The sequence below is a fragment of the Polynucleobacter tropicus genome (assembly GCF_013307225.1).
Classification (GTDB): domain Bacteria; phylum Pseudomonadota; class Gammaproteobacteria; order Burkholderiales; family Burkholderiaceae; genus Polynucleobacter; species Polynucleobacter tropicus.
Genome location: NZ_CP028942.1, coordinates 1,562,691 through 1,586,983, shown reverse-complemented (window position 1 = coordinate 1,586,983; position 24,293 = coordinate 1,562,691). Strand labels below are relative to the sequence as shown.

Annotated in this window: 31 protein-coding genes; 27 read left to right on the top strand and 4 right to left on the bottom strand. The window is 42.8% G+C overall.

Translation table 11 applies throughout. The features are described from left to right. Nucleotides 1-3: 3 nt before the first annotated feature. Nucleotides 4-165, top strand: coding sequence for a DUF2256 domain-containing protein (locus tag DCO17_RS08185; protein WP_173956242.1), 162 nt, complete (start codon nucleotides 4-6; stop codon nucleotides 163-165). 7 nt (nucleotides 166-172) lie between these two features. Here DCO17_RS08185 and DCO17_RS08180 read toward each other — a convergent pair whose 3' ends face one another. Further along, nucleotides 173-868, bottom strand: a complete 696-nt coding sequence (locus DCO17_RS08180; RefSeq protein WP_173956241.1) for an SDR family NAD(P)-dependent oxidoreductase — start codon at nucleotides 866-868, stop codon at nucleotides 173-175. A 59-nt stretch (nucleotides 869-927) separates the two neighbouring features. On the opposite strand from DCO17_RS08180, the gene DCO17_RS08175 reads away from it, so the two are divergent. From DCO17_RS08175 to DCO17_RS08165, 3 genes are read left to right on the top strand one after another with little or no spacing between them, the layout of a single operon-like run. Next, the gene (locus tag DCO17_RS08175; protein WP_173956240.1) at nucleotides 928-1,323 is read left to right on the top strand and encodes a thiol-disulfide oxidoreductase DCC family protein; all 396 of its coding nucleotides are present in this window, start codon (nucleotides 928-930) and stop codon (nucleotides 1,321-1,323) included. Then, a complete protein-coding gene (locus tag DCO17_RS08170) occupies nucleotides 1,323-1,886 on the top strand; it encodes a chalcone isomerase family protein (protein WP_173956239.1) in 564 nt (187 codons plus the stop codon). The genes DCO17_RS08175 and DCO17_RS08170 overlap by 1 nt, the downstream gene beginning before the upstream one ends. Next, nucleotides 1,883-2,431 carry a DUF3833 domain-containing protein gene (locus DCO17_RS08165; RefSeq protein WP_173956238.1) on the top strand — a complete coding sequence of 183 codons (549 nt, stop codon included), beginning with the start codon at nucleotides 1,883-1,885 and terminating at the stop codon, nucleotides 2,429-2,431. Before DCO17_RS08170 ends, DCO17_RS08165 begins: the two co-directional genes overlap by 4 nt. Nucleotides 2,432-2,503: 72 nt before the next feature. Here DCO17_RS08165 and ahpF read toward each other — a convergent pair whose 3' ends face one another. Beyond that, nucleotides 2,504-4,084 (bottom strand): alkyl hydroperoxide reductase subunit F, encoded by a 1,581-nt coding sequence (gene ahpF, locus DCO17_RS08160; RefSeq protein WP_173956237.1) that lies wholly within the window; start codon nucleotides 4,082-4,084, stop codon nucleotides 2,504-2,506. A 100-nt stretch (nucleotides 4,085-4,184) separates the two neighbouring features. Then, complete coding sequence (ahpC, locus tag DCO17_RS08155; protein ID WP_173956236.1) at nucleotides 4,185-4,748, bottom strand: alkyl hydroperoxide reductase subunit C; 564 nt, start codon at nucleotides 4,746-4,748, stop codon at nucleotides 4,185-4,187. Nucleotides 4,749-4,967: 219 nt separating this feature from the next. Between ahpC and DCO17_RS08150 the strand changes: the two genes are divergently transcribed. After that, on the top strand, nucleotides 4,968-5,630 hold the full coding sequence (locus tag DCO17_RS08150; RefSeq protein WP_173956235.1) for a lipid-binding SYLF domain-containing protein: 663 nt from the start codon (nucleotides 4,968-4,970) through the stop codon (nucleotides 5,628-5,630). Between the two features lie 112 nt (nucleotides 5,631-5,742). Further along, a complete protein-coding gene (locus DCO17_RS08145; protein WP_173956234.1) occupies nucleotides 5,743-6,276 on the top strand; it encodes a phasin family protein in 534 nt (177 codons plus the stop codon). A gap of 8 nt (nucleotides 6,277-6,284) precedes the next feature. Here the strand turns inward: DCO17_RS08145 and DCO17_RS08140 are convergent, their stop codons facing one another. Then, nucleotides 6,285-7,184 carry a histone deacetylase family protein gene (locus tag DCO17_RS08140; protein WP_217425415.1) on the bottom strand — a complete coding sequence of 300 codons (900 nt, stop codon included), beginning with the start codon at nucleotides 7,182-7,184 and terminating at the stop codon, nucleotides 6,285-6,287. 111 nt (nucleotides 7,185-7,295) lie between these two features. Between DCO17_RS08140 and DCO17_RS08135 the strand changes: the two genes are divergently transcribed. The 21 genes from DCO17_RS08135 to ccmE all read left to right on the top strand — a co-directional run bounded on the left by DCO17_RS08135 (nucleotide 7,296) and on the right by ccmE (nucleotide 24,284). Beyond that, complete coding sequence (locus tag DCO17_RS08135) at nucleotides 7,296-8,276, top strand: quinone oxidoreductase family protein (protein WP_173956232.1); 981 nt, start codon at nucleotides 7,296-7,298, stop codon at nucleotides 8,274-8,276. 76 nt (nucleotides 8,277-8,352) lie between these two features. After that, nucleotides 8,353-8,763 carry a carboxypeptidase-like regulatory domain-containing protein gene (locus DCO17_RS08130; protein ID WP_173956231.1) on the top strand — a complete coding sequence of 137 codons (411 nt, stop codon included), beginning with the start codon at nucleotides 8,353-8,355 and terminating at the stop codon, nucleotides 8,761-8,763. A gap of 131 nt (nucleotides 8,764-8,894) precedes the next feature. Further along, the gene (locus tag DCO17_RS08125) at nucleotides 8,895-9,740 is read left to right on the top strand and encodes a metal-dependent hydrolase (protein ID WP_173956764.1); all 846 of its coding nucleotides are present in this window, start codon (nucleotides 8,895-8,897) and stop codon (nucleotides 9,738-9,740) included. A gap of 130 nt (nucleotides 9,741-9,870) precedes the next feature. Then, a complete protein-coding gene (locus tag DCO17_RS08120) occupies nucleotides 9,871-10,290 on the top strand; it encodes a MarR family winged helix-turn-helix transcriptional regulator (RefSeq protein ID WP_173956230.1) in 420 nt (139 codons plus the stop codon). Between the two features lie 35 nt (nucleotides 10,291-10,325). After that, on the top strand, nucleotides 10,326-10,880 hold the full coding sequence (locus DCO17_RS08115; protein WP_173956229.1) for a flavodoxin family protein: 555 nt from the start codon (nucleotides 10,326-10,328) through the stop codon (nucleotides 10,878-10,880). A gap of 1 nt (nucleotide 10,881) precedes the next feature. After that, nucleotides 10,882-11,427: a cytochrome b gene (locus DCO17_RS08110; RefSeq protein WP_173956763.1), complete on the top strand. Its 546-nt coding sequence runs from the start codon at nucleotides 10,882-10,884 to the stop codon at nucleotides 11,425-11,427. Then, a complete protein-coding gene (locus DCO17_RS08105) occupies nucleotides 11,417-11,992 on the top strand; it encodes a YceI family protein (RefSeq protein ID WP_173956228.1) in 576 nt (191 codons plus the stop codon). The genes DCO17_RS08110 and DCO17_RS08105 overlap by 11 nt, the downstream gene beginning before the upstream one ends. Nucleotides 11,993-12,100: 108 nt before the next feature. Then, entirely contained in the window at nucleotides 12,101-12,676 is a 576-nt protein-coding gene (locus tag DCO17_RS08100) for a YceI family protein (protein ID WP_173956227.1), read from the top strand. Nucleotides 12,677-12,838: 162 nt separating this feature from the next. Then, nucleotides 12,839-13,297 carry a single stranded DNA-binding domain-containing protein gene (locus DCO17_RS08095; protein ID WP_173956226.1) on the top strand — a complete coding sequence of 153 codons (459 nt, stop codon included), beginning with the start codon at nucleotides 12,839-12,841 and terminating at the stop codon, nucleotides 13,295-13,297. 166 nt (nucleotides 13,298-13,463) lie between these two features. After that, nucleotides 13,464-13,958, top strand: coding sequence for a hypothetical protein (locus tag DCO17_RS08090; protein WP_173956225.1), 495 nt, complete (start codon nucleotides 13,464-13,466; stop codon nucleotides 13,956-13,958). Between the two features lie 326 nt (nucleotides 13,959-14,284). Then, nucleotides 14,285-16,315 (top strand): PAS domain S-box protein, encoded by a 2,031-nt coding sequence (locus DCO17_RS08085; RefSeq protein WP_173956224.1) that lies wholly within the window; start codon nucleotides 14,285-14,287, stop codon nucleotides 16,313-16,315. After that, on the top strand, nucleotides 16,312-16,956 hold the full coding sequence (locus DCO17_RS08080) for a response regulator (RefSeq protein ID WP_173956223.1): 645 nt from the start codon (nucleotides 16,312-16,314) through the stop codon (nucleotides 16,954-16,956). Before DCO17_RS08085 ends, DCO17_RS08080 begins: the two co-directional genes overlap by 4 nt. Before the next feature lie 143 nt (nucleotides 16,957-17,099). Beyond that, nucleotides 17,100-17,456 (top strand): c-type cytochrome, encoded by a 357-nt coding sequence (locus tag DCO17_RS08075; protein WP_173956222.1) that lies wholly within the window; start codon nucleotides 17,100-17,102, stop codon nucleotides 17,454-17,456. Nucleotides 17,457-17,525: 69 nt separating this feature from the next. Next, nucleotides 17,526-18,497: a DmsE family decaheme c-type cytochrome gene (locus DCO17_RS08070; protein WP_173956221.1), complete on the top strand. Its 972-nt coding sequence runs from the start codon at nucleotides 17,526-17,528 to the stop codon at nucleotides 18,495-18,497. A gap of 31 nt (nucleotides 18,498-18,528) precedes the next feature. Continuing rightward, nucleotides 18,529-20,895: an MtrB/PioB family decaheme-associated outer membrane protein gene (locus DCO17_RS08065; RefSeq protein ID WP_173956220.1), complete on the top strand. Its 2,367-nt coding sequence runs from the start codon at nucleotides 18,529-18,531 to the stop codon at nucleotides 20,893-20,895. A gap of 27 nt (nucleotides 20,896-20,922) precedes the next feature. Further along, the gene (locus DCO17_RS08060) at nucleotides 20,923-21,519 is read left to right on the top strand and encodes a NapC/NirT family cytochrome c (protein ID WP_173956219.1); all 597 of its coding nucleotides are present in this window, start codon (nucleotides 20,923-20,925) and stop codon (nucleotides 21,517-21,519) included. Between the two features lie 96 nt (nucleotides 21,520-21,615). Next, nucleotides 21,616-22,239: a cytochrome c biogenesis heme-transporting ATPase CcmA gene (gene ccmA, locus DCO17_RS08055; RefSeq protein WP_217425414.1), complete on the top strand. Its 624-nt coding sequence runs from the start codon at nucleotides 21,616-21,618 to the stop codon at nucleotides 22,237-22,239. Next, nucleotides 22,236-22,901: a heme exporter protein CcmB gene (gene ccmB, locus DCO17_RS08050; protein ID WP_173956218.1), complete on the top strand. Its 666-nt coding sequence runs from the start codon at nucleotides 22,236-22,238 to the stop codon at nucleotides 22,899-22,901. The genes ccmA and ccmB overlap by 4 nt, the downstream gene beginning before the upstream one ends. Beyond that, on the top strand, nucleotides 22,898-23,665 hold the full coding sequence (locus tag DCO17_RS08045; protein WP_173956217.1) for a heme ABC transporter permease: 768 nt from the start codon (nucleotides 22,898-22,900) through the stop codon (nucleotides 23,663-23,665). The genes ccmB and DCO17_RS08045 overlap by 4 nt, the downstream gene beginning before the upstream one ends. After that, nucleotides 23,662-23,856: a heme exporter protein CcmD gene (gene ccmD, locus DCO17_RS08040; protein ID WP_254598748.1), complete on the top strand. Its 195-nt coding sequence runs from the start codon at nucleotides 23,662-23,664 to the stop codon at nucleotides 23,854-23,856. The genes DCO17_RS08045 and ccmD overlap by 4 nt, the downstream gene beginning before the upstream one ends. Further along, nucleotides 23,853-24,284, top strand: a complete 432-nt coding sequence (gene ccmE, locus DCO17_RS08035) for a cytochrome c maturation protein CcmE (RefSeq protein ID WP_173956216.1) — start codon at nucleotides 23,853-23,855, stop codon at nucleotides 24,282-24,284. Before ccmD ends, ccmE begins: the two co-directional genes overlap by 4 nt. The last annotated feature ends 9 nt before the right edge of the window (nucleotides 24,285-24,293 follow it).

The following is a 24,293-nucleotide window of genomic DNA, read 5'->3' as shown; positions in this document are numbered from 1 at the left end:
GCTATGAAATCCTCTTTCAAAGGAAATAAATCCTTTTTGCCAAGCAAGATTTGTGTTATTTGCAAAAGAGAAATGACTTGGCGAAAGTCATGGGAGAAAAATTGGGAGTCAATTAAATACTGCTCAGATGCCTGTCGCAGGCGCTCTGGTAAAACTCAAACCTAGATTGCTATTACCAGGGTAATCTTTCTCCGGAATAAGAAATAAAGCTGCCAGAATCTTTCGGCTCAATGGTTTTCATGACATTGAGCATATCGGTGCAAGCATCAATTGCAGGCCTACCGATTTGTTGCCCTTTAAAAGGTTTGGATAACCTAGAGTTCACAGTGCCAGGATGCATCGCGATAAGGGTGATGTTAGGTTTAGTTCTTGCAAGCTCAATCGAAGTTGTCTTGATGAGCATATTCAATGCTGCTTTAGAGCTGCGATAGCTATACCAACCTCCAAGACGGTTATCTTCAATGCTGCCCACTTTTGCGGAAAGCGTCACCATCAAACTCCCTGTTGGATCTAGTAGGGGTAGGAAATGACGAATGGTTAATCCGGGCCCAATAGCGTTTATTTGCATTAGCTCAATGAGCTGTTCAGAATTGAGATCATCCAAACGTTTTTCAGGCATCCAGTGGTCTGTATGTAAAACCCCGATCGTATTAATAATGAGTTGATAAGGTCCTTGTTGGGTCAGTGCGCTTGTGCAAGTTTGAATAGTGCTGGGATCAAGGTAATCAATGGCAGGTATAGATTTACGGTGAATGCCTGCAACCCCTATACAAGAGGGGTTATTTTGCAGAAGATCAACAAATGCCGATCCAATGGTTCCGGAGGAGCCGATGACTAATGCGCGAAAGGGTTTGGATAGAATTTGCAAAGTTTTATTAAATAAATTGATGCTCTGCCAGTTTATTCAATAAGTCTTACACTTGCTCAATGGTCAGCAATTTACAAAAACTTACCTTGTTTTACGATGGCACATGTCCTTTGTGTCAGGCGGAAATCTTATTTCTATCAAGGCGTAATCAGCAGGGTCTGCTTGATTTTGTAGATGTCAACTCTGAAAAGTATGATGCTGCCAAACTGGGAATTTCTTGTGAGCAAGCTTTAGCAGCAATGTATGCGCAGTATGCTGATGGCTCTTTGATTCATAGTGCAGCGGTATTTCCCGAGGCTTACAGAAGAGCCAATCTTCTTTTTTTAGCCTGGCTTTTCTCCCGAAAAGCTCTGCAGCCACTTCTGAGATTTTCTTATCAAGTCTTTGCCAAAAATCGGCATGCGATTTCCAATGCTATTGGACCTTTTGCTTTACGTTTGGTGCAGAAAAAATAATGAGATATTTTGCAAAGTTATTTTTAGCTACATTACTGCTTATAGTTTATGGAACTGCCCCCATAAGTTTCGCTCGTGATTTGGTTTACATTGACCAAGCACTCAATCCAGCAAAACTTCAGGGTAGTGGCAAGCTAACTTGGTGGGGCTTACATATTTACGATGCAAACTTTTATCGAGCAGGCTCTTTTAATTCATCTGAATTTGCCTTAGATCTTCAATATCACAAGTCATTAAGTGGATTAGCGATTGCGAATCGTTCTGCGGAGGAGATGAAGAAGTTAGGTGTACCTGATACCCAAGCCCAGATTTGGGGAAAGCAATTAGCGACATTTTTGCCAAACGTAGAGCCAGGCCAAAGTTTGACCGCAATCTATAACCCCAAACAGGGAACCACTTTTTATTTTGATGGCAAGCCACTTGCGCAAATTGCTGGTGCGGATTTTTCAAAGGCATTCTTTGGTATATGGCTGGATTCAAAAACTACTGCGCCAAAATTACGCGATCAATTATTGGGCCAACATTGCCCACCACCTTTATTAGAGGAAACCTGTAAGCAATGAAAAATTTAGCAAAAAGATTTTTAGCTATTACCTTATCTACGCTTTTTTTGTTAGGTTGCGCAGGCCCACAGGTTTCACAATATGCCAATGAAAAGCCGACCCTTGATTTAAGTGAGTATTTCAATGGCACCATTGATGCATATGGCATCTTCACGAATCGAAGTGGCGAAGTGGTCAAGCGTTTTACTGTGCTAATGCAGGCTAGCTGGAAAGTAGCAGATGGTAAAAAAGTAGGCACTTTAGATGAGAGTTTTGAATACTCAGATGGCACTAAACAAAAGCGTATTTGGGTAATTACTGAAGTTTCACCAGGCAAGTATGTTGGTAGGGCTGATGATGTGGTGGGTGATGCCAATGGCGTTGCGGCTGGCAATGCACTCAATTGGGCTTATACGCTGGCATTACCAGTAGATGGCACGATCTATCATGTTCAGTTCGATGACTGGATGTATCTCATGAACTCAAAGGTAATGATCAATAAAGCCAAGATGAGTAAATTTGGCATTGAATTGGGTGAGGTCACCCTAAGCTTTTATAAGCGCTAATAGTTACATTTCAATGTAAAAAATAAAAATCCCCAGAAATTACTCTGGGGATTTTTATTTGCCCAACCCTTATTAAGCTGCAACCAGGGCTGGCTCCTCTTTGCTGACTGAGTGACGAATGAGGTAATCAAACGCACCTAGTGAAGCTTTTGCACCTTCGCCCATGGCAATGATGATTTGCTTGTATGGAACAGTAGTGCAATCTCCTGCAGCAAATATTCCGGGCACGGAAGTTTCACCTTTGGCATCCACAATAATCTCTCCGCGTGGGGATAGATCTATCGTGCCTTTGAGCCATTCGGTATTTGGTAGTAAACCAATTTGCACAAAGATGCCTTCTAGCTCAATCGTATGTTCTGCATTGTTGGTGCGATCTTGATAACGCAAGCCGTTAACCTTGCTGCCATCACCTAATACCTCTTTGGTCAGAGCACTCTTAATCACAGTCACATTAGGCAGGCTGAACAATTTGGTTTGCAATACGGCATCAGCTCGTAATTGACTATCAAACTCAATCAAGGTAACGTGACTTACGATACCTGCTAAGTCAATTGCAGCCTCCACCCCTGAATTGCCGCCGCCAATGACGGCAACACGCTTACCTTTAAATAAAGGACCATCGCAGTGAGGGCAGTAAGCTACGCCTTTATTGCGATACTCTTGCTCGCCTGGAACATTCATTTCCCTCCAACGTGCGCCCGTGCTGATGATGACGGACTTGCTTTTCAGAACTGCACCGTTGGCCATTTCCACTTCAATGCCTGCATTGGTTTTGCGTAAAGCATTAGCGCGCTGCAGATTCATGATATCTACTTCGTAGTCTTTGACGTGTTGCTCTAAAGCTTGAACGAGCTTTGGGCCTTCTGTATGAGAAACGGAAATGAAGTTCTCAATACCCAAGGTATCCATCACTTGGCCGCCAAAACGCTCAGCAACAATACCAGTGCGGATACCTTTGCGGGCGGCATAAATTGCCGCTGCCGATCCAGCGGGGCCACCGCCAATAACTAAAACATCAAAATCACCCTTGGCATTGAGTTTGGCTGCTTCTTCTTCGGCGCTACCAGTATCGAGTTTGGCAATGATCTCTTCCGCACCCATGCGGCCTTGACCAAATACTTCGCCATTCAAGATTACGGTTGGAACAGCCATGATTTGATATTGATCAACCAATGGCTGGAAGAGGGCGCCATCGATCATTTCATGTTCGATATTGGGGTTGAGCGCAGCCATCAAATTGAGTGCCTGAACTACGTCCGGGCAGTTATGGCATGACAAAGAGATAAATGTTTGGAAACGGAACTTGCCATCCAATTTGCGAATGCGAACCAATATATCTTCTTCAACTTTTGGTGGGTAACCGCTGGCTTGCAAGATCGCCAAAATAAATGATGTCATTTCATGACCCATTGGTAGGCCTGCAAAACGAATACGAGCTTCTTCGCCAGTTTTGCTTACGGTAAAGCTAGGTACGTGTTTATCACTACCATTGGTTTCAACGGTGATCTTGTCTGATTGCTCAGCCACTTCATTTAATAGCTCGCGCATTTGAGCGGAAGTTTCGCCGTCATCAAGAGATGCAGTTAGCGTGATTGGTGAAACAATCTTTTCAAAATAAGCTTTTAATTGGGTCTTAATGTTGTTATCTAACATGGTGACATCCTTTGTATAAATTTCAGTGAGTCCATTGGGCAGGATCTTGTCCTCTCCAATAGACTCTCCGGTGAGAGTCTGATTGGCTAGGGATGATTAATTAGATCTTGCCTACGAGGTCCAAAGAAGGAGTCAAAGTAGCTGCGCCTTCTTTCCATTTAGCTGGGCATACTTCACCTGGGTGGGCGGCTGTGTATTGAGCAGCTTTGAGCTTACGCAATGTTTCAGAAACATCGCGAGCGATTTCATTAGAGTGAATCTCAGCTGTCTTGATCACGCCTTCTGGGTTGATGATGAATGTGCCACGCAATGCCAAACCTGCTTCAGGAATGTGTACGCCAAAAGCATTTGTCAATGTATGTGTTGGGTCACCAACGAGCGGGAACTTCGCTTTGCCAACAGCAGGAGATGTCTCGTGCCAAACTTTGTGTGAGAAGTGAGTATCAGTTGTAACGATATACACTTCAGCGCCTAATTTTTGGAACTCAGCATAGTTCTCAGCTGCGTCTTCAATTTCAGTTGGGCAGTTAAATGTAAATGCTGCTGGCATGAAAATGAGAACTGACCACTTACCCTTGAGGGTCTCGTCAGTAATAGTTACAAACTTGCCATTGTGGAATGCTTCGGTTTTAAATGGTTGTACGGCTGTATTGATAATAGACATGGTGCTCCTTTTCCTTTTTTAACTAAATGATTCGTGAAAACTATGACAACGGAGTCCATTCTAGGCACTATCTTGATATTTGTATAATGAATAATATTGATATAAATAATCGATTTATTAGATAATAGAAAAGCCCTAGGAGATAGCTCAAATAGGCCTCTAAAAGAGTGGATAATTGCGGCAAAGCCCAATTTCCTTAATTACGACCCGAATCTGAATATGCGCATCCTATTTCACAAGCTACTAAAGCCAATTTCCTTAATCGCAGTTGCTGCCTTGATTCTTTCGGGCTGCCAATCCACGGGTCAAGATGGCAAACCTCTGACTCAACAAGAGATCATGCAGAAGCGAGAAGCAACCTTGAAGATGGCGCAAACGGGTTTAGATGCTCTGCTTAAGCAAAATCCAGCAGCCAAGAAAGAGATTGATGCGGCGGCTGGTTATGCAGTTTTCAATGCCACAAATATCAATATTGTTTTAGTAGTTGTGGCGCGTGGTGAAGGCGTTCTATATGACAAGCGCCGCAAAGAGCCTGTGTTTATGCAAGACGTTAAAACAGGCGAAGGCTTGGGTGCTGGATACCAAAAACAATATCAAATTGTCATTTTCAAAACAGCTTCGGCTATTGACCAATTCTTGCTGTCCACGATAGATGGTCAACAAGGCGGAATTGATGTAGATGCCAATTTCTCCGCAGGATCTGGTGGAACAATTCGCTCATTTAATCCCAATATCACTATTTATACAGTGGGCTTATCTGGCTACGACTTGCAGGCGAACTACGGTGGTGCGCTTTATTTAGTAGATCAACAATTGAACGACGCTGCTACACTCAACAGCATGCCCAAGAAAGCAGCATCAGGTTCTACAACATCAAAATAGGTGTTTAACGCAGATGGAGCCTGGTGAATCTGGGCTCTACTGGTATTCCTCTATAGCAACACCCTAAAACCGGAGTAGATTGGTATTTACCAATATCTCTAATGGAGGGGTCATGAGTAAAAGTCCACAAAAGGCAATTGATGCAAGCAAGGCGGTTAGCCGTGTTGCCATGGAAAGTGCGCAAGCAATTGCCAGTATCAATCAAAAGGCAGCCCAAGAATTCGCAGAGTTAATTCAAAAGCGTGTTTCTGATCTGATGAAAACGCAAGACCCAAAAACGGCATTTGATTATGTTCATGCCGAGGTTTTGCAAGATGCTGCCAAAGAAGTGGCTCACTATCATCAGCAGCTACTGGATGTCCTTAGAAGCGGGAATAAAGAGTTGTCTGAAATCGCTGAAGAGATGATTCAGGATTCAAAGGCTGATCTTATTCACTTTGTAAATGATGCTACCAATAACGCACCCGCTGGGAGCGAGGCTTATGTTTCAGTCTTTAAGACCTCTTTTAATAATGCGCTACAAAACTTTGAATTAGTGCGAGCTGCAATGGCAGACTCTTTTGCTAATTTTGAAAAAAGTGTCGAGAGCGTAACTAACTTATCTGCCCCTAAAGGTTCTTCAAAGAAGAAGCAGAGTAAAGATTAAGGTTGGCATCAATACCGCATCTGAAACTGCAGGGCGGTTTGAATGGTTTGAAAGTGAATCTCGACGGTAGAGGCAATTTCTTTGCCATAACCACCTGCCATTGAAAATGCGATGGGGATGTTTTGGTCAAGGCCATATTGAAATACGGTCTCATCCCTTAATCGCATTCCTTCTTTAGTGATTTTTAGTCTACCGAGGCGGTCATCCTCATGAGGATCAGCGCCTGCAAGGTAAATGACAAAGTCAGGTTTAAATCGACTATCTAATTGATCAAGACATTCGTTGAGAGTCTGCAAATAAGTTTGGTCATCACAGCCATCTTGAAGACCGTAATCTAAATCACTTACTTCTTTTTGGAATGGGAAGTTATTTTCCCCATGCATAGACAAAGTGAATATTGAGGAATCATGTTGAAGTATCGATGCAGTCCCATTGCCTTGATGAACATCGAGATCAATAATTGCAATCTTAAGTTTGGAGTTGATTTCTTTCTGGAGGGTGCGTGCAGCAACCGCCGCATCATTAAAAACGCAGAACCCGCTGCCACGATTGCGATAAGCATGATGTGTGCCGCCAGCAAGATTTCCTGAGATCCCTTCTTGCATGGCTGTTTTTGCCGCGGCAATAGTTGCGCCTGCGGAACGTCTAGAGCGCTCCACCATTTTTTCACTCCACGGGAAACCAATTTCTTTTTGCTCGGCTTCGCTCAAACTCCCATTTACTACCCTTAATAGATAGCTTGGGTCATGGGCGTAAAGTAATTGCGTATCGCTTGCAGCGGGAGCTTCGATTAGAAAAAGATTGGGTAGTTCACCAACCAAATCACGCAAGCGAGAATATTTTTCCATCGGGAAGCGATGCCCCGGCGGAAGAGGTAAAACAAAGTGGTCAGAGTAATAAGCTTTCAAAGGTTGTCAGTCGAGGGTTTGATTCATTCTAGCGGTGCTTTGCGGCCCCTGCTCAAGAACGTCTTTTGGGGTATGATATTTTTTCTCATAACAAATATAAATAGGTGACACGTGACCAAAGCGCGAGTAGTGAGCTTAGATAAGCTAGGCAGTGCAGACGTAATCAAATTGATTGATAAAGAATTGCCTCCGCCAGCTAAAGGTGAAGTGCAATTGCGACAAACAGCGATTGGCTTTAACTTCATCGATGTCTATCAACGATCAGGGGTTTACCCATTGGATTTGCCAACAGGCTTGGGTCATGAGGCTGTGGGCGTAGTAGAAGCATTGGGCGATGGTGTGACCGGTCTCAAAGTAGGTGATCGCGTTATGTATATGAACGCTGGTATCGGCGCATATGCAAGTGCACGCAATGTTGCGGCCGATAAGGTGGTGCCTGTACCTAGCAATATTTCCGATGAAGTTGCTGCTGCAGTTTTCTTTAAGGCAATGACAGCGCAATATTTGGTGCAAAAGACTTACAAAGTAAAGGCCGGCGATATTGTTTTGGTGCATGCAGCTGCTGGCGGTGTTGGTCAAATATTGGCGGGTTGGGCAAAAGCATTGGGCGCTTTTGTGGTTGGTACGGTTGGTTCGCAAGCAAAAGTGGCGGCAGCAAAAGCTGCGGGTTGCGATGCGGTGGTGGATTACTCCAATCCAAACTGGGTTGAGGAAGTTATAAAGGCAACGGGCGGCAAGAAGGCTAATGTGGTTTATGACTCTGTTGCTAAAGATACATTCTTGGGTTCTTTAGAATGCGCTGCGCCTTTTGGTACTGTTGCACTCTTTGGTGCGGCCTCTGGTCCCGCTCCTGAAATTCAGCCAGAGATTTTGAATAAGAAGGGTTGTTTGTTCTTAACTAGACCGTCTGTTTTTCCGCACAATGCAACGCATGCTTTGCTTCAAGAAAATGCGAAGGCAGTATTTGATGCGATTTCTAAAGGACACGTCAAAGTTCAAATTGGTGCGAAATTCCCTCTGGAGCAGGCTGCGGATGCGCACCGTGCCGCTGAGGGTAGAAAAGTGTTTGGTGCAATCGTGATGATCCCTTAAGTGTATTGATGTTCTTAAATTCAAGCCCTGCCTAGCAGGGCTTTTTTATTTTGTGGGCTAGCGGTAACATTAAAAAATGAATACATTTCTTAAGCACGCAATTGCCGGCCTCTTTCTTATTGTTTCTGGTTTTGTCTTTGCGCAAATTCCAGATACTCAGCATTCCGAAGGGATTGCCTTCATTAGCGGTGGTGTTGGCGATGGTGAAAGTGAAGCCATATTGGCTGAGGCAAAGCAGTGGCCTGTATTACTAGAGCTTTCTCAACTTGAGAATGGTAGGGGAGTGTGGATATTTGGGGTGCAAATTAAGCTAATCAATGAGCAGCAAAAAGTGATATTTAATGCGCAAGCAGACGGCCCATATATGTTGATTAATCTCACTCCAGGCGATTATCAAATTCTTGCAACTTATCAGGGCGTAGAGCAAAAGCGCGCTTTGGCAGTAAAAGCGGGCTCTTCTCAAAAGCTCAATATTTTTTGGAAATAAATCAATGCGGCACTGATTGGATAAAGTATTTCAATATTGTTGCGGTGCCGTACAAATCCATCAAACTGATATCTCTGATATGAGATATAGTTTTCTTATTCATAAATAGATTGGGAGACAAGTTGATGGGAATGCATTCACTTAAAAAACTCTTTGCTGCTGCTTTAGCAATGCCTTTGTTGTTAAACGCTGGACAATCTGCAATTGCTCAGAGTGCTCCTAGCGCACAAGGCAAAACAGAGCTGTTATGGTTTGGTCAAGCAGGCTTTCGGATTAAAACCCCTGAGGGCAAGATGATCTTGATTGACCCATGGATTACTGGCGGACCAAAAACACCGCCGCAGTATAAGAATGATCTTGCTGCAATTGGGCCGATAGATGCGGTGTTGGTAACGCATGCGCACGTGGATCATATTGGCGATGCACCAGCTGTTGCGAAATCGAATAACGTCAAACTATATGGCCCAGCTGATATGGTGACACCACTCATTACTTTAGGAATACTCCCTGCGGATTTGGGTTGGCGCTTTAATAAGACTGGACGTGTTACTCCATTACCGGGTGTAAAAGTAACCGCAGTGCAAGCTGAACATTCTTCTTTATTGGTTTGGAAAAATCCAGCCACTGACAAATTGGAATCCCACCCTGCTGGCGAGCCAGTAGGCTACATCATTGAATTGGAAAATGGATTCAAGATTTGGCACATGGGTGATACCGGCTTATTTAGCGATATGAAATTTATCAGCGAACATTACAAACCAGACTTGGTATTGATTCCGATTGGCGGTAATTTCACAATGGCCCCAGATGATGCAGCCTATGCTTTAAAAACTTGGGTGAAGCCAAAAATGGTGATCCCAATGCACTACAACTCCAATCCAATTGCAAAAGGTACCTTGGCTGAGTTCCAGGCTGCGATGAAGGGAAGTAACATCAAAATCATTCCCATGATCGAGGGAGAAACAGTCCAGTTTTGATGCTTTATATGCCCAAAACCTCTAACCCCACATAAATTGTGGGGTTTTTTATTTGGGAATAGGGGGGTATTGCAATTAGTTCTAATTAGTACTAAACTAGTCCTAGTTAGTACTTTTTAATGTTTATCCAATGCAAACGAACTTTTTGCCCGTTTTGAGAAATTTGGTATCTGCCTATCAAGCTTTTGAGCGGTATTCAGCGCCAGATCTTCGATCTATGGGCTTAACCATGACCCAGTTTGATGTGATTGCGACATTGGGCAATCAACCGCCAATGACTTGTAAAGAGTTAGGAGAAAAAACCTTGGTTACTAAGGGAACTCTAACAGGTGTTTTGGAAAGGCTGGAATCAAAGGGTATTTTGGAGCGCAAGTTAAATCCAGAAGATGCTCGTAGTCAGATGATTGGATTAACTATAGAAGGTCAGAAATTATTTGAGCAAGTATTTCCTGCGCATTTAAAGCATCTAGAAGGCGCATTTCGGAAGTTGAATGTCGAGAAGTTGGAATCTTTACGGGCATCACTTAAATCGTTAGAAGAGATTTTTTAATTTATTTAATCAAACAAAGGAAGAAGGAGATCAAGATGAGTAAAGTCGTTGTGGTGTTCCACAGTGGATATGGCCATACTGTTAAGCAGGCAGAGGCTATTGCCAAGGGAGCGAATGGCTCATTGGTGGCAATTGATGCGGATGGAAATATTTCCGAAGCGCAGTGGGCTGAATTAAATGAGGCTGATGCAATTGTGTTTGGTTCGCCTACTTATATGGGAACGGTCAGTTGGCAGTTCAAAAAATTCGCCGATGCAACTTCTAAGCCATGGTTCTCACAGCAATGGAAGGATAAGGTATTTGGTGGTTTCACAAACTCTGCAACCATGAATGGCGATAAGCATTCAACTTTGCACTATTTCTTCACCTTGGCGATGCAACATTCTGGTTTGTGGGTTGGCACTGGTTTAATGCCATCAAACTCAAAAGCAGCGAAGCGTGATGATGTGAACTACGTTGGTTCATTCGCGGGCGCCATGATGCAAACACCGTCGGATGCAGGTGCGGATGAAGTGAATGCTGGTGATTTAGAAACTGCTCGTTTGTATGGTGAACGTATTGCAAAAATAACCCAGCAACTGCGTGGCTAAGATGCAAAAACGGTACTCTAGTGTCGCGATCATTTTGCATTGGGTGATGGCCTTGCTCATATTCCTTGCTTGGTCTATCGCAATAGCAATTGATGATATGCCGCTTAGTCCAACTCGTATTACAGGACTGAGTTGGCATAAATGGCTGGGAGTAACCGTTTTCTTCTTGGTATTGGTGCGGCTGGTTTGGCGAGCCACCCACCCTGTGCCGCCCTTGGCAATCAAAATGCCAGTATGGCAGGAAAAGGGAATGCATTTAACGCATTGGGGTCTATATGTATTGATGCTGATCGTTCCAGTTGTTGGGTGGTTAATGAGCTCTGCCAAGGGTTATACCGTGAATTATTTTGGCTTATTTGAATTGCCTGATCTTGTTGAAAAAGATAAGGCGCTTGGACATCTTCTAAAAGAAATTCATGAGTTTTTAGCAAATGGTTTGATGCTGTTGGTTGGATTGCATATTGCGGCTGCATTAAAGCATCAATGGATTGATAAGGATGGCTTATTGAGTCGCATGTTATTTGGTGGTTCAAAAAATGAAAAATAAATTGTTAATATTGATCAATGGCGTCGTATTCGCGGCAACAATAGCTTTATCTAGTTCATTGAGCGCCGCCGAGTACTCAGGAATTGATGTTGCTAAAAGTAAAATTGCCTTTACCAGCAAGCTAATGGGTTCTAAGTTATCTGGTGGCTTCGGTAAATTCTCGGGAAAAATATCATTCAACTCCGATGAACCCGAAAAATCTAAAGCAAATCTCGTAATTGATCTTGCAAGTTTTAACGCTGGTGGAGAGGAACTGCAGAGAGAGGCGAAAGGCAAGGATTGGTTTAATACCAAGGTCTTTCCAACTGCTAATTTTGTCGCTGATTCAGTCAAAGTGATCAGTCCAAATAACCTTGAAATACGTGGTTCCTTGGCGATGAAGGGTAAGGCAGTGCCATTGGTGATATCCGCTAAGTATCAGGTGCAGGGTAAGCAGGCTGTATTCGATGCTAGTTTTCAGTTGCTACGACTTGACTTCGGACTTGGCTCTGGAAATTGGTCAGATACGTCAGCTGTAGCCAACGAAGTTCCTGTCACCGTGCATTTGGTGCTCAATCAAAAATAGCAAGGAATGGCAAGAAATAACAAGGAATAGCGAAACAAGTTATTAAGGAAGTTATTAAGTAGTATTCAGCAATTTTTAGTTAAATCATTTTTTATCACGGAGAAATATATGAAATCAAAATTACTAATCGCATTATTTGCAACTATTGGTGTAGTTACTGCGGCTGTTGCAGCGCCAGCTACTTACACGGCGGATGCAAATCACACATTTGCTCAGTTTGAGTACAACCACTTAGGCTTTTCAAATCAGACAAGCCGTTTTAATACAGTTACAGGAACTGTGACGATTGACCAAGCCGCTAAAAAAGGAAGTGCTGATATTACGATTGACGCTAAGTCAGTTGATACTGGGTCTACTCTGTTCAACGGTCATATTCAAGGCGAAGACTTTTTGTCAACAACCGAATTCCCAACAGCCACTTTTCAATCGAATGACATGATTTTTAAGGGTAATAAGCCTGTGGCCCTCAAAGGTACTTTGACTTTAAAGGGTGTTAGCAAGCCTGTAACGCTGAAGATTACCAACCTTGATTGCAAAAAGCACCCTATGACTGGCGTTGATTATTGCGGTGCTAATGCTGAGACAAAAGTAAAGCGTACCGAATTTAATATGGGCAAGTATGCGCCTTACGTCGGTGATGATGTAACGATCTTGATCGCAATTGAAGCCGCAAAGAAAGAGTAAGAAAAAGTGATAAGCCTTTCAGGCTGAGGGTGCAGTTATTTGCCCTAAGTTAATTAAGCTACCTTCGGGTGGCTTAATTGCTTTTTGCCTATGAATAATTCTATTGATTGAATAAAAAGATTAATATAAGAAAATTCAAACCTTATTAATCTATAAATCAATATGAAAACACTACTTTTTGCGATCTTGCTAGGATTTTTTGGCTTATCCTATGCTGTTGATGCCACTACAGCGAATCCCCATGGGAGTTCCCCGCATGGGTCTGTAATGAGTACAGTAGATTTGGGTGATATTAATGTAGGCAAGGCACCCGGCCAAAATGCATACACTGTGGCTGAAGTTGTTGATCAAGCCTCAGCCCTAAAAGATAAGCCTGTTGTAGTGAGGGCTAAGGTTGTCAAATTCAGTCCAGAAATAATGAGTAAGAATTGGATTCATTTACGCGATGGTTCTGGTTCGGTGGCAAATAAAAATAATGATTTGGTTGTTACCAGTAAAGACCAGGCAAAAGTAGGTTCGGTAGTTATTGTTAAAGGGATTGTCCGAACCAATAAAGATTTTGGACATGGCTACAGTTATAGCGTTTTGATAGAGGATGCCTCAGTCAAGGCTCAGCAATAAAGCCAAACATTTCCCAATAAGTTTGAGCTATATCAATATCTAGGCAGTTGCAAGGAGTACATTTACACGACTAGCGGGGGTGTAAATGTACCTATTTTTTCAAGCAGAACTAGAGTATCGCAAGCACCGTGTTGAAAGTGAGGTGCTATCGCTTTATGGATTGCCAGTGCAAGCTGTTCCCCACTATTTTTGTGACAATGCTTTTTGCTCGCGCAAGTCCATTAAAAATTTCAATACATTAGAGTTATTAAAATTCTGCTGGATACAGCAATTTCAACAGTCGGCAATTATGCTGGCCTTGCCAAGAGAAATTGAGTCAGACCATTTATTAATTCAGCACTTTGGTGATGGCTATCTGGGGTGTGTGTCCGGATCCATCAGAAAGAATGAATTATTAACATTAGCTTTATCTTATGATCGTTTGATTAAGGTTGAGGGAAGTCGAAGACTATTTGCTCTTCCTAAATTTGTAGTAGAGGAAAGGCTGAAGCATAGCCCCTTTTCTGAAGCTGAGATTAAAGAATTAACAAAAGTTCAAGAAATGAACTTAAAGCTTGTAGATCAATTTATTGAGAAAAAAACCCAAGAAATACGCAAAGACTTGGATTCATGCCCAAGAATTCTTAAGAGGGGGATTGGGCTTGCGAGCTCTCTAAATTAAGCCATATCGCCAAATTTACAATTACTTTCAGAAATGTTGTAACTTTCATTGTCACGCTTGCCCATTTTTTGTTTCGAAAAGCAACCATCTAACGGGCAAGAGTCATCATCAAAGCATCCATGTACAGAAATGCAATTGGCCTCAGTAATGTCAACACGAACATCTTCGTTTACTCGGGGGCATCTCATGGTTTTCATCTTGAGTCTCCTCTGCTAATTAAGGTTGATTCAGTATAGGCAGATCTAGATTGCAATTGGTATGAATTCTGAAAATCCCAATGGTTTGTTGATATGGATCAAATGTATCTAATCGGGTAATATGCATCCATGAATTTTCATGGGCGCCCAGCCTACCCCATTGGCTTTTTTGCCACTGTAACTATTGTTATAGTGGCTTTGTCCACGACCTTTTTGCTTTGGGATTTACGTAAGCGTGAACTTGCTCATACTCGCGCAGAGACGGTGGGCATTACCAAAATTTTTGTTGAGCAGACCGAGCGTAGTTTTGAAAGTGCAGACTTGGTATTGCGGGGCGTGCAAAATCGTTTAGCCGCTCCTTATGCTGCGCAATTGTCATTGGATAGTTTTGAAATCCATTTACTACTAGCTACCAGAGTTTTGGGTATGCGCCAAATGGATTCCCTATTCTTAATTGACCCAAATGGCTATGTAATTAATTCATCGGTTGAGCAACCTAAGAAAAGGATTGATGTTGGTAGCCATGAGTACTACAAGACCTTCTTAAGCCAAGGAGGTAAAAATCTTTTTATTAGTAAGCCCATTCATGATGCACAAACAAAGTCATGGATTATATATTTGGCAAGAAAAATTATCAGTGAAGATGGTGTGTTTAGAGGGCTGATTGTTGCCACCATCGATATCGCGCATTTTGAGGATGTATACAAACTGATGAAGCTGGATTATCCGCGTCCAGTATCCCTATATAGGGATGATGGTATTTTGCTTGCAAGCTTTCCGCATCGAGACAATATGATCGGTGAAAGAGGTCCTGAGTTGGGTTTGGAATTGCCCAGGTTGGATTATGGAAAATTACTGTTTTTGCCACACCTAAAAAATATCGGAGAAAACGAGGATTTAGTTTTAGGTGCCGTACCCAAGTTTCCATTATTCATTGCAGTGACTAATGATGAGGAAGAGGCTTTGGCTTCTTGGCGTGAGACTGCCATTCCTATCGTCATGAGTTCAACTTTGGTCAGTCTTTTTATCATAGTGGCCGCCGGATTGCTGATTCGTGAAGCAATGCGTCAACAAAAGTTGGCCGACGAATTGGGTATGGTTCATGATCGATATCGACATACCATTGAGTCAGTAATGGATGCGATTATTGCAGTTGATGAGGATAAAAATATCATTTTATTTAACCCCTCGGCAGAGCGTATGTTTGGTTTGGAGGCTAAGGATGTGCTGGGGCAACCATTGGCGATGTTATTGCCTGAACGATTTCGTGATGCCCATCATTCTCATGTGAAAAAATTTGGCAGTTCAGAAGTGGGATCTCGGGCCATGGGCCCTCAGCTCGGTATTGTTGGGCTTCGTTCTGATGGTGTCGAGTTTCCAATTGAGTCGACTATTTCTCAAACGATCATTAATGGCAAAAAGCAATTAACTGCGGTGCTGCGGGATGTAACTGAAAGACGTAAGTCGGAAATTGAATTGCGCGAAATGAACCGTCAATTGAGGGGGTTATCTGAAGCTTTAGAGAATATTCGCGAAGAGGAAAGGGCGCGTATCGCAAGAGAGTTGCATGATGATTTGGGTCAGCAGCTGACGGGCTTAAAGTTGGAATTAACTTGGCTTAATGGCCGTATTAAAGAGGGGCGTTTACCTCCGGAAGATCGCATTTTAGAAATGAAGCAGCAGCTTGATGGGGCAATTGCTTCGGTGCGCAGAATCTCCACTGAATTACGCCCCATCATATTGGATGATCTCGGATTTGCCGAGGCGGTTAAATGGCTTATAGGCGAATTTACAAAACGTACTCATGTGCCTGTAGAGCTGAATTTGAATGCGGAAGTATGTGTGAGCAATTCTGAATTGGCAACTGCACTTTTCAGAATTGTGCAGGAATCATTAACCAATATTGCTCGACATGCACAGGCAACTTTAGTGCAAATTACTTTAGACAAAGATGAGCATTATTTAACTCTAACAATTTCTGATAATGGCATTGGTTTGCCAGCGGAAATGCAGTCTGGCGGATTTGGATTAGTTAGCATGCGCGAGCGAGCGAATGCATTGGGTGCTAAGTTCACCATGGCAAATGGTAGACTGTCTGGAGTTGTCATTCGGGTTGAGTTTGACTTGGATTCCCCAATCTTTTCTGAGGTTAATGCATGAAGCTTGAGGTGTTGGTAGCAGATGACCACGCAATTATTCGGGATGGCCTTAGAAAAATTTTGGCCGATACGGATGATCTTGTTGTTGCTGGCGAGGCTGCTAACGGTAATCAAGTCTTAGAGAGAGTCCGTGAGCGCGACTGGAGTATGGTGGTATTGGATTTATCTATGCCCGGCAGAAATGGCATTGAGCTTATTAAGCTTATTAAAGCTGAAAGCCCCAAATTACCCATATTGATTTTCAGTATGCACCCTGAAGAGCAATATGCGGTGAGAGCAATTCGCGCCGGCGCATCAGGTTACCTTTCAAAAGAAGAGGACAGTGATCATTTCGTTCCTGCGATACGAAAGGTTGCTACTGGAGGTATGTTTATTAGTCAAAAAGTAGCTGAACTATTAGCTACAGATGTAGCGCCTGGTGCCAATAACCATCTTCATAGTGCACTCTCAGATCGTGAACACGAGGTTCTGGTTCGCATTGTGAAGGGGGTAAGTCTGACTGATATTGCAGACGAGTTTTCCTTGAGCATTAAGACAATTAGCACCCACAAAACCCACATTCTTTCAAAGCTTGGACTTTCCAATCAGGCAGACCTCATTCGGTATGCCATTGAGCATAAATTGTTAGATTTAGATAAATAAGCAGATTAGTCCTATCTCCTATAGGAATATTCCTATGGATATTTACCTAAGCAATCCTATATCTAATAACTAGCCTAAAAAATAGAATTCTCCTTAAGTAATTGTGTCTTGGGTATTTCCAAGGCACCCACAAGGAGAATTAAATGACACAAGCTAAACAAATCTTCAGTGCTGCAGTTATCGGTTTTGCAGCCTTGGCATTCTCATCAGTAGCAAGCGCTGCACCAGATGCAGAAGCTGCTAAAGCATTGGCCAAACAAAATAATTGTTTCAAGTGCCACGCTATTGATAAAGATAAAGATGGTCCTTCATATCACAGTGTTGCCGAAAAATACAAAGGCAAACCAAATGCTGAAGCGAAATTAGTGAACCATTTAACTTCTGGTGAAAAAGCAAAGTTCCCAGATGGTCATGAAGAAGAGCACAAGGTTGTAAAAACCTCCCCACCAAAAGATATGGATCAAGTGAAGAACTTGGTGCAGTGGATTTTGGCTCAGTAAGAATTAAAAGCTGAAATTAAAAAAAGAAATAGAAATAAAAACTCGAAATCGTAGTCACGAGGAATGCAAATGAAGATCTTCAAAAAACTTCTAGTAATTAGCGCGGTGTTGGGTGCCATTGGTGTGGCACCCTTTGCATTTGCACAAAATAATCTGCCAGATTTAACTCCTACCAAAGCAGATGTTGCAAAGGCCGCTTTTAAAGAAGATGCCAAGTGCACCAAGTGCCACGATGAGAGTGAAAATGCTCCAATCCTTTCTATCTATCAAACTAAGCACGGTGTAAAAGGTGATTCCAGAACACCATCTTGTACTTCCTGCCATGGCCAAAGTGATAAACACTTGGCCGGTGATAAGGATGGCAAAGGTCGCCCATCACCTGATTTTGTATTTAAGAAGGGTGTTTACGATAAGAGCCCAAGTCAAGAGCGCATGGGTCAGTGTCAGAATTGCCACAAAGGTGAAAAGCGCACTAACTGGAATGGTTCGCAGCACCAAGTAAATGACGTTGCTTGCAATGATTGTCACGTTGTCCACAATCCAGTTGACAAAGTACGTGTCAAGAAAACCCAAACTCAAGTTTGCTACACCTGCCACAAAGAGCAGCGTGCAGATAGTTATAAAACATCTACTCACCCAATTGAGGTTGGAAAAGTAGTTTGCTCTGATTGTCATAACCCACACGGTTCTGCAGGTCCACAACTGCTCAAGAAAAATACGCTCAATGAAACCTGCTTCCTTTGCCATGCAGAGAAACGCGGTCCAGTATTGTTCGAGCATCAGCCTGTGGTGGAGAACTGCGCAAATTGCCACACCCCGCATGGTTCAAATATCACACCGCTATTAAAAGATCGTCCTCCATTCTTGTGTGACGACTGTCATGATAAGCCGCATGATAGTGGTAAGTTGCCTGGCCCCAATGTTGCCGGCAAGCCATTTACTACATCTCCAAGTTCTAGTTTGATGGGGCGTGCTTGTATGAACTGCCACACGATGGTGCATGGCTCCAATAGCCCAGCCGGCGGATATTTGCAGCGTTGATATTTAATGAAATTAATTCAGAGAGCATGAAATGAAAAATGCAAAAATATTTAGTTTCAAAAAAACTGCTATTGCAATGGCAGTTACGACAGTCTTTTTCACCAATACTGCAATAGCGGACTCGGATGAGATTAGGGATTTGACACAGCCCAAAAGTACCGTTCAAGTTGAGGTAATTGGTGTTGATCAAAATTCTGCAAAATTTGGTGAATACAACGGCCTCTATGGAAATCCCTCTGGAATTTATCCGAATGGTGCTTTGAACATTCGTGGTGGAGGTGCTTATAAAAATAACGAGAGTGGTGATACTACTCGCTGGTCGGTTGTTGGCGATAACTTAGGTTTGACCTCCCGTTCAGCTAGTGCGTCATATGAGGATCAGGGGAATTGGAGTGTTGGCGTTGGCTTTGATCAGTTGCAACACAATATTAGCAATACATACAATACGCCATATCGTGGTTCGATGGGTGGGAATTATTATGTATTGCCAAGTAATTTGACTGGTGGAGCTTCGACAGGTACCAATCCAGCGACGTCTTCGACTGTGATTGGTGATTTAAGTAACATGGGCGTATCGAGCACTAGATATAACACTAGCCTATCTGCAAGCAAAATAATAGATAAAGACTTTAACATTTCTTTTGAATTTAATAATTTAGTGCAAACAGGTGCAAAGTTGCAGGCTGTTGCTGGAGCGGTTGCGGCTGGGGGGAATGCTGGTACCTCCCAGACAATTGCAATTTTGCCAATGCCGACGAACTATCAAACGAATACATTTAATTTGGCGGCAAACTGGAAAGGTGATAATTCACACTTTACAGCCTCATATTTTGGCTCATATTTTGAAAATGGCTATAAAGGATTTCAGTGGCAAGCCTTTAATACTACTGGCGCTACATCTGGCTCCGGAAATGGCAATCCAATTCAAACAATAAGCACGGCCCCTAGCAATTTTTTAAATCAGCTGAATTTAGCTGGTGGTTACGATTTTTCCTCAAAAACTAAATTGACTGGAAATTTCTCAATTAGTCAAAATACGCAAAATCAAGGATTTTCGGGAAGTTATGATCCCGGCGTTACGACCAGTAGCGCCAATAACGGGATGATGGCACAAGCTGCGCCTTATGGATCTTTAAATGGGGTTGTTAACACAACCCATGCAGACTTAAAGGTTACCGATCAATCTGTTAAGGATTTAACTTTAACTGCGGCTGGAAAATTTGATCAGCGTGATAATTTAACGCAATCTAATATGTATAACTTTTTTGCGGTAGATGGCACTTCTAGTACACGAAATACTCCTCACATGTCCAATATTCCCAATACACCAGAGAGTATTAAGCAGGCGCAAATATTGTTGGGGGCGGATTATCGTATTACTAATGCCCAGAGGGTAAGTCTTACACTTGAGAATTCTAATGTTAACCGTTGGTGTAATCAGTACGGCACACCTGGTCAGACGCCTGCAACATACTATTCATCTGCAACCATCGCAACCGGATCAACTTTTTACAATAGTTCAGGCTGTATGCCAGCGAATGCCAGTGTGCAAAATAGTGCGAATGCACTTTATAAGGTTAAAGTGGTCGATGGAGTTAATGTTAAATTGGGTGCGGGCTATAGCAACCGGCAAACCACTTGGGATAATACCAATTCAATGATGGCTATTAGCGGAAATTCAAGTCCATCAAATTGGAACATTAATTATCCTGGGTTTTATCCATTTTTTGAGGCTTCTCGCAGACAGTATTCGGGTAAAGGTAGCGTAGATTGGCAAACAACAGAGCAACTATCTTTTACCCTTGGTGGAAAATATACCAGCGATACTTATCCTAATTCAGTGTATGGTGTTCAGAATGGCTATTCTTGGAGTTTAAATTTAGATAGCACATACGCTTATGCCGAGGCTGGAACCATAAACGCTTACGTTACTCAGCAGAGTATGCAGCGGGTATTGAGCGATCAATCAACTGTTGGCGTATATTTTAATCAGCTACAAACCAACGCTACCACTATAGGCTTGGGTCTTAAGCAGGGTGGACTGCTAAATGGCAAGGTAACATTAAATGCGGATGCTACTTTATCTCTTGCTAATTCAATTTACAACACAACATCTACGCCAGGAGTTTGTGCAACTGCAAATGCTGGATATTGTGGAAGCGCACCTGGAATTCAAAATAATTTAGCGATATTAAAGCTAGGCGGTAATTACCAACTAGATAAAAATTCCAAACTAGGAATGCAATATTGGTATCAGCGTTTATATAGCAGCGATTATTTTTATAACGCATATAGCGTTAGTTCAGGAGGCGTATCAGGAATTATGCCCACCAATCAGACTGCGCCAAGCTATGCTGTTAATGCTGTGATGGTTAACTACACCTACACCTTTGATTAACCTTTAATGCCTTATCGGAGAATATTTATGAATAGAGAACCAGGGGCATTAAAGAAGCTGTGGGCTTTCCTGAAAAAACCCAGTGCAAAGTATTCGATACTGGCAATTTCTGTAACGGGATTTATTGCTGGCATCTTGTTTTGGGGTGCTTTCAATACCGGGATGGAGGCGACAAATACTTTGGCTTTCTGTACAACCTGTCATGAGATGCGTGATACGGTATATCAAGAGTACAAAGAGACTATTCACTACAGCAATCGTTCTGGCGTTCGAGCAATTTGTTCTGATTGCCACGTACCTAAGGACTGGGTACACAAGATGATTCGCAAATCCAAAGCTAGCTTTGAGGTTTGGGGAAAAATCACTGGCTCAATTGATACGCCTGAGAAGTTTGAAGCTAAGCGTATGGAACTGGCTGGTCATGAATGGAAGCGCATGAAGGAGAGTAACTCTCGTGAGTGCCGTAATTGCCATGACTTTGATGCAATGAGCCCAGAGCTGCAGAAGCAAACGCCTTACAAGAAGCACATGAAGGCTAAAGAGGCTGGCAAAACATGTATTGATTGTCATAAAGGTATTGCGCACCACTTGCCAAAAGAGTATGAGGAGCCTGATGATGACTGATGTGCAAATAAGGGTTTGACAGCCCCTCAAGGCTCTTGGACAATGGCTGAGATAGATTTCTCAGCCATTTTTTTGTCAATTTATAAGAGTTAGCATTTGGCGATTCATTCACTCTCATTAAGTGTCCGTTCTTTAACCTGCGTGCGGGGTGAACGCACCCTTTTTACCAACTTAGATCTGCAGGTGACTAGTGGGGAGTGGCTCCACATTCGTGGCGAGAATGGGATTGGTAAAACAAGCTTGCTCCGCATCTTGGCCGGTTTATCAAAACCCGCTACTGGTGAGATTCTATGGGGTAACCAATCGATTTTTGAAGATCCTTCTCAATATCATCGCGATTTGCTATTTCTGGGTCATCGCGACTCTCTTAAGGAAGACTTAACTGCATTTGAAAATTTATCGATTGCTACGGCTTTAGATGGGGTTGCGGTTTCCGATAAAGAGATTTTGCAATCATTGCATCGCTTTGGTTTGCGAGGGCGCGAAGAATTGCCTGTCAATTGTTTGTCTGCTGGCCAAAAGCGAAGAGTGCTTCTGGCCAGATTGCTTTTACGTAAGGCCAAGTTGTGGATTTTGGATGAGCCATTCAATGCATTAGATGTTAATGCGGTTGAGATGCTCTCGAAATTGATTGCTGAGCATATTGCCAATGATGGCATTGCTATTTTGACTAGCCATCAGACTATTTCAATTGCAGGCGGAAGAGTGGTTCAGTTATGAATGCTTTTTTAGCCGTCATTCGTCGAGATTTATTGCTAGTGATGCGTCGCAAGAGCGAAGTTCTGACTATTTTGTTCTTTTTTGTGATTGTGACCAGTCTATTTCCTTTGGGTATCGGCGCTGATACTGCTTTATTGCGCAAGATTGCGCCTGGAGTGATATGGGTAGCCGCTTTGCTCTCGACGATGTTAGGTTTACAGCGACTTTTTGCTGCTGATTATGCAGATGGAACTCTAGAGCAAATGGCTCTCTCGCCTACCCCATTAGTCTTACTTGTGGGGGGTAAAATTGTTGCACATTGGCTGGTATGTGGTTTGCCATTAGTGTTGTTGGCACCAGTCATTGGTATTCAATTTGATTTGGATATGGGCACATTAGGAGTCTTTATTTTGGCCTTATTGTTAGGAACACCTATTTTGTCTCTGATTGGCGCAATTGGCGCAGCATTAACTCTTGGGGTTCGCGGTGGCGGTGTTTTGTTAAGTTTATTGATATTGCCTCTATATATTCCCGTATTAATTTTTGGTGCAGGTGCAGTCTATGCACAAAGCGTCGGCCTTGATATTGGCGGGCATTTTTCTGTATTGGGAGCTTTGCTAGTACTAGCATTATTTTTTGCTCCATGGGCAACTACTGCTGCTGTAAGGATTGCAATCGAATGAGTGATAAAGAAAATAGCAAAGCCCATCCGTTAGTAAATTGGTTTAGGTTTTCAAGCCCAGCAACGTTTTACCCATTAGCTGGCAAGTTAATTCCATTTTTCTGGGCTCTCGCGGTGATATTTGGTATTGCGGGTTTATGGATTAGTTTTTTTGTTGCGCCCGTTGATGCCGTTCAAGGTCAAGGCTACCGTATTATCTTCGTCCATGTGCCTGCTTCTTGGATGTCCATGTTTATTTATATCGTCATGGCGGTATGGGCTGGTTTAGGCCTAGTATTTAATACTCGTTTATCAGCCATGATGGCGCAAGCTCTGGCTCCAACTGGCGCTCTGATGGCTTTTTTATCTTTATGGACCGGCGCCTTTTGGGGTAAGCCGATGTGGGGCGCTTGGTGGGTTTGGGATGCGCGCCTAACATCAGAATTAATCCTACTATTTTTGTACCTCGGTTTTATGGCATTGCAAGCATCTATTGATGATCCACGTCGTGCTGACAAAGCTGGCGCAATATTAGCGTTAGTCGGTGTAGTGAATGTGCCGATTATTTATTTTTCTGTGAAGTGGTGGAACACTTTGCACCAAGGCGCATCTGTTTCAATTAATAAGGCTCCTGCAATGGCGCATACGATGCTATGGGGTATGTTGTTGATGGCACTTTGCTTTTGGATGTATTCCATAGCAGTTGCACTAATGAGGGTGCGAGTCATTATTTTGGAGCGCGAGTCCCATTCAGATTGGGTTAGATCTCTAGAGGGGGTGAAATGAGCATGTGGAACTCACCAGTTGAATTTTTTGCTATGGGCGGTTATGCCCTTTATGTATGGGCTAGTTTTGGACTGTGTTTATTAGTATTGATCATTGAACCCCTAATGATTCGATCTAGACGAGCTGCAGTAGTTTCTAGATTGCGCCGTGAAGTGCGTGCTGAGAGATTTGATAAAGAAGGAATGAAGTGAAACCGAGACATAAACGTGCGCTCATTATTGTTGGCGCTCTAGCAACATTGGCCATTGCCGCAGTTCTGATCCTGAATGCTTTAAATAGCAATATTGCACTCTACGTAACCCCAAGCGAGGTTGCTGCAGGTAAAGCGCCTCAAGGTCAAACATTTAGGATAGGCGGAATGGTAAAAGATGGTTCGCTTAGACGAGATGATTTAGTTGTGCACTTCATCATCACCGATATGGTTAAAGAGATCCCAGTTGCATACAAGGGCATTCTTCCGGATTTATTTAAAGAAGGTAAGGGTGCCGTAGTGCAAGGCAAGCTTGATGCTAATGGCCAATTTGTTGCAAGCGAAGTTCTTGCCAAGCACGATGAGAACTATATGCCGCCTGAAGCTAAACATGCTTTAGAGCAAGCGCAAAAGAATGGATCTAAATAATGAACTATT

What these genes read in the sequence shown, in the direction of transcription:
- DCO17_RS08185 (WP_173956242.1), top strand. Translation starts at nt 4, where the DNA reads ATGAAATCCTCTTTCAAAGGAAATAAATCCTTTTTGCCAAGCAAGATT.
- DCO17_RS08175 (WP_173956240.1), top strand. Translation starts at nt 928, where the DNA reads ATGGTCAGCAATTTACAAAAACTTACCTTGTTTTACGATGGCACATGT.
- DCO17_RS08170 (WP_173956239.1), top strand. Translation starts at nt 1,323, where the DNA reads ATGAGATATTTTGCAAAGTTATTTTTAGCTACATTACTGCTTATAGTT.
- DCO17_RS08165 (WP_173956238.1), top strand. Translation starts at nt 1,883, where the DNA reads ATGAAAAATTTAGCAAAAAGATTTTTAGCTATTACCTTATCTACGCTT.
- ahpF (WP_173956237.1), bottom strand. Translation starts at nt 4,084, where the DNA reads ATGTTAGATAACAACATTAAGACCCAATTAAAAGCTTATTTTGAAAAG.
- ahpC (WP_173956236.1), bottom strand. Translation starts at nt 4,748, where the DNA reads ATGTCTATTATCAATACAGCCGTACAACCATTTAAAACCGAAGCATTC.
- DCO17_RS08150 (WP_173956235.1), top strand. Translation starts at nt 4,968, where the DNA reads ATGCGCATCCTATTTCACAAGCTACTAAAGCCAATTTCCTTAATCGCA.
- DCO17_RS08145 (WP_173956234.1), top strand. Translation starts at nt 5,743, where the DNA reads ATGAGTAAAAGTCCACAAAAGGCAATTGATGCAAGCAAGGCGGTTAGC.
- DCO17_RS08130 (WP_173956231.1), top strand. Translation starts at nt 8,353, where the DNA reads ATGAATACATTTCTTAAGCACGCAATTGCCGGCCTCTTTCTTATTGTT.
- DCO17_RS08125 (WP_173956764.1), top strand. Translation starts at nt 8,895, where the DNA reads ATGCATTCACTTAAAAAACTCTTTGCTGCTGCTTTAGCAATGCCTTTG.
- DCO17_RS08120 (WP_173956230.1), top strand. Translation starts at nt 9,871, where the DNA reads ATGCAAACGAACTTTTTGCCCGTTTTGAGAAATTTGGTATCTGCCTAT.
- DCO17_RS08115 (WP_173956229.1), top strand. Translation starts at nt 10,326, where the DNA reads ATGAGTAAAGTCGTTGTGGTGTTCCACAGTGGATATGGCCATACTGTT.
- DCO17_RS08110 (WP_173956763.1), top strand. Translation starts at nt 10,882, where the DNA reads ATGCAAAAACGGTACTCTAGTGTCGCGATCATTTTGCATTGGGTGATG.
- DCO17_RS08105 (WP_173956228.1), top strand. Translation starts at nt 11,417, where the DNA reads ATGAAAAATAAATTGTTAATATTGATCAATGGCGTCGTATTCGCGGCA.
- DCO17_RS08100 (WP_173956227.1), top strand. Translation starts at nt 12,101, where the DNA reads ATGAAATCAAAATTACTAATCGCATTATTTGCAACTATTGGTGTAGTT.
- DCO17_RS08095 (WP_173956226.1), top strand. Translation starts at nt 12,839, where the DNA reads ATGAAAACACTACTTTTTGCGATCTTGCTAGGATTTTTTGGCTTATCC.
- DCO17_RS08085 (WP_173956224.1), top strand. Translation starts at nt 14,285, where the DNA reads ATGAATTTTCATGGGCGCCCAGCCTACCCCATTGGCTTTTTTGCCACT.
- DCO17_RS08080 (WP_173956223.1), top strand. Translation starts at nt 16,312, where the DNA reads ATGAAGCTTGAGGTGTTGGTAGCAGATGACCACGCAATTATTCGGGAT.
- DCO17_RS08075 (WP_173956222.1), top strand. Translation starts at nt 17,100, where the DNA reads ATGACACAAGCTAAACAAATCTTCAGTGCTGCAGTTATCGGTTTTGCA.
- DCO17_RS08070 (WP_173956221.1), top strand. Translation starts at nt 17,526, where the DNA reads ATGAAGATCTTCAAAAAACTTCTAGTAATTAGCGCGGTGTTGGGTGCC.
- DCO17_RS08065 (WP_173956220.1), top strand. Translation starts at nt 18,529, where the DNA reads ATGAAAAATGCAAAAATATTTAGTTTCAAAAAAACTGCTATTGCAATG.
- DCO17_RS08060 (WP_173956219.1), top strand. Translation starts at nt 20,923, where the DNA reads ATGAATAGAGAACCAGGGGCATTAAAGAAGCTGTGGGCTTTCCTGAAA.
- ccmB (WP_173956218.1), top strand. Translation starts at nt 22,236, where the DNA reads ATGAATGCTTTTTTAGCCGTCATTCGTCGAGATTTATTGCTAGTGATG.
- DCO17_RS08045 (WP_173956217.1), top strand. Translation starts at nt 22,898, where the DNA reads ATGAGTGATAAAGAAAATAGCAAAGCCCATCCGTTAGTAAATTGGTTT.
- ccmD (WP_254598748.1), top strand. Translation starts at nt 23,662, where the DNA reads ATGAGCATGTGGAACTCACCAGTTGAATTTTTTGCTATGGGCGGTTAT.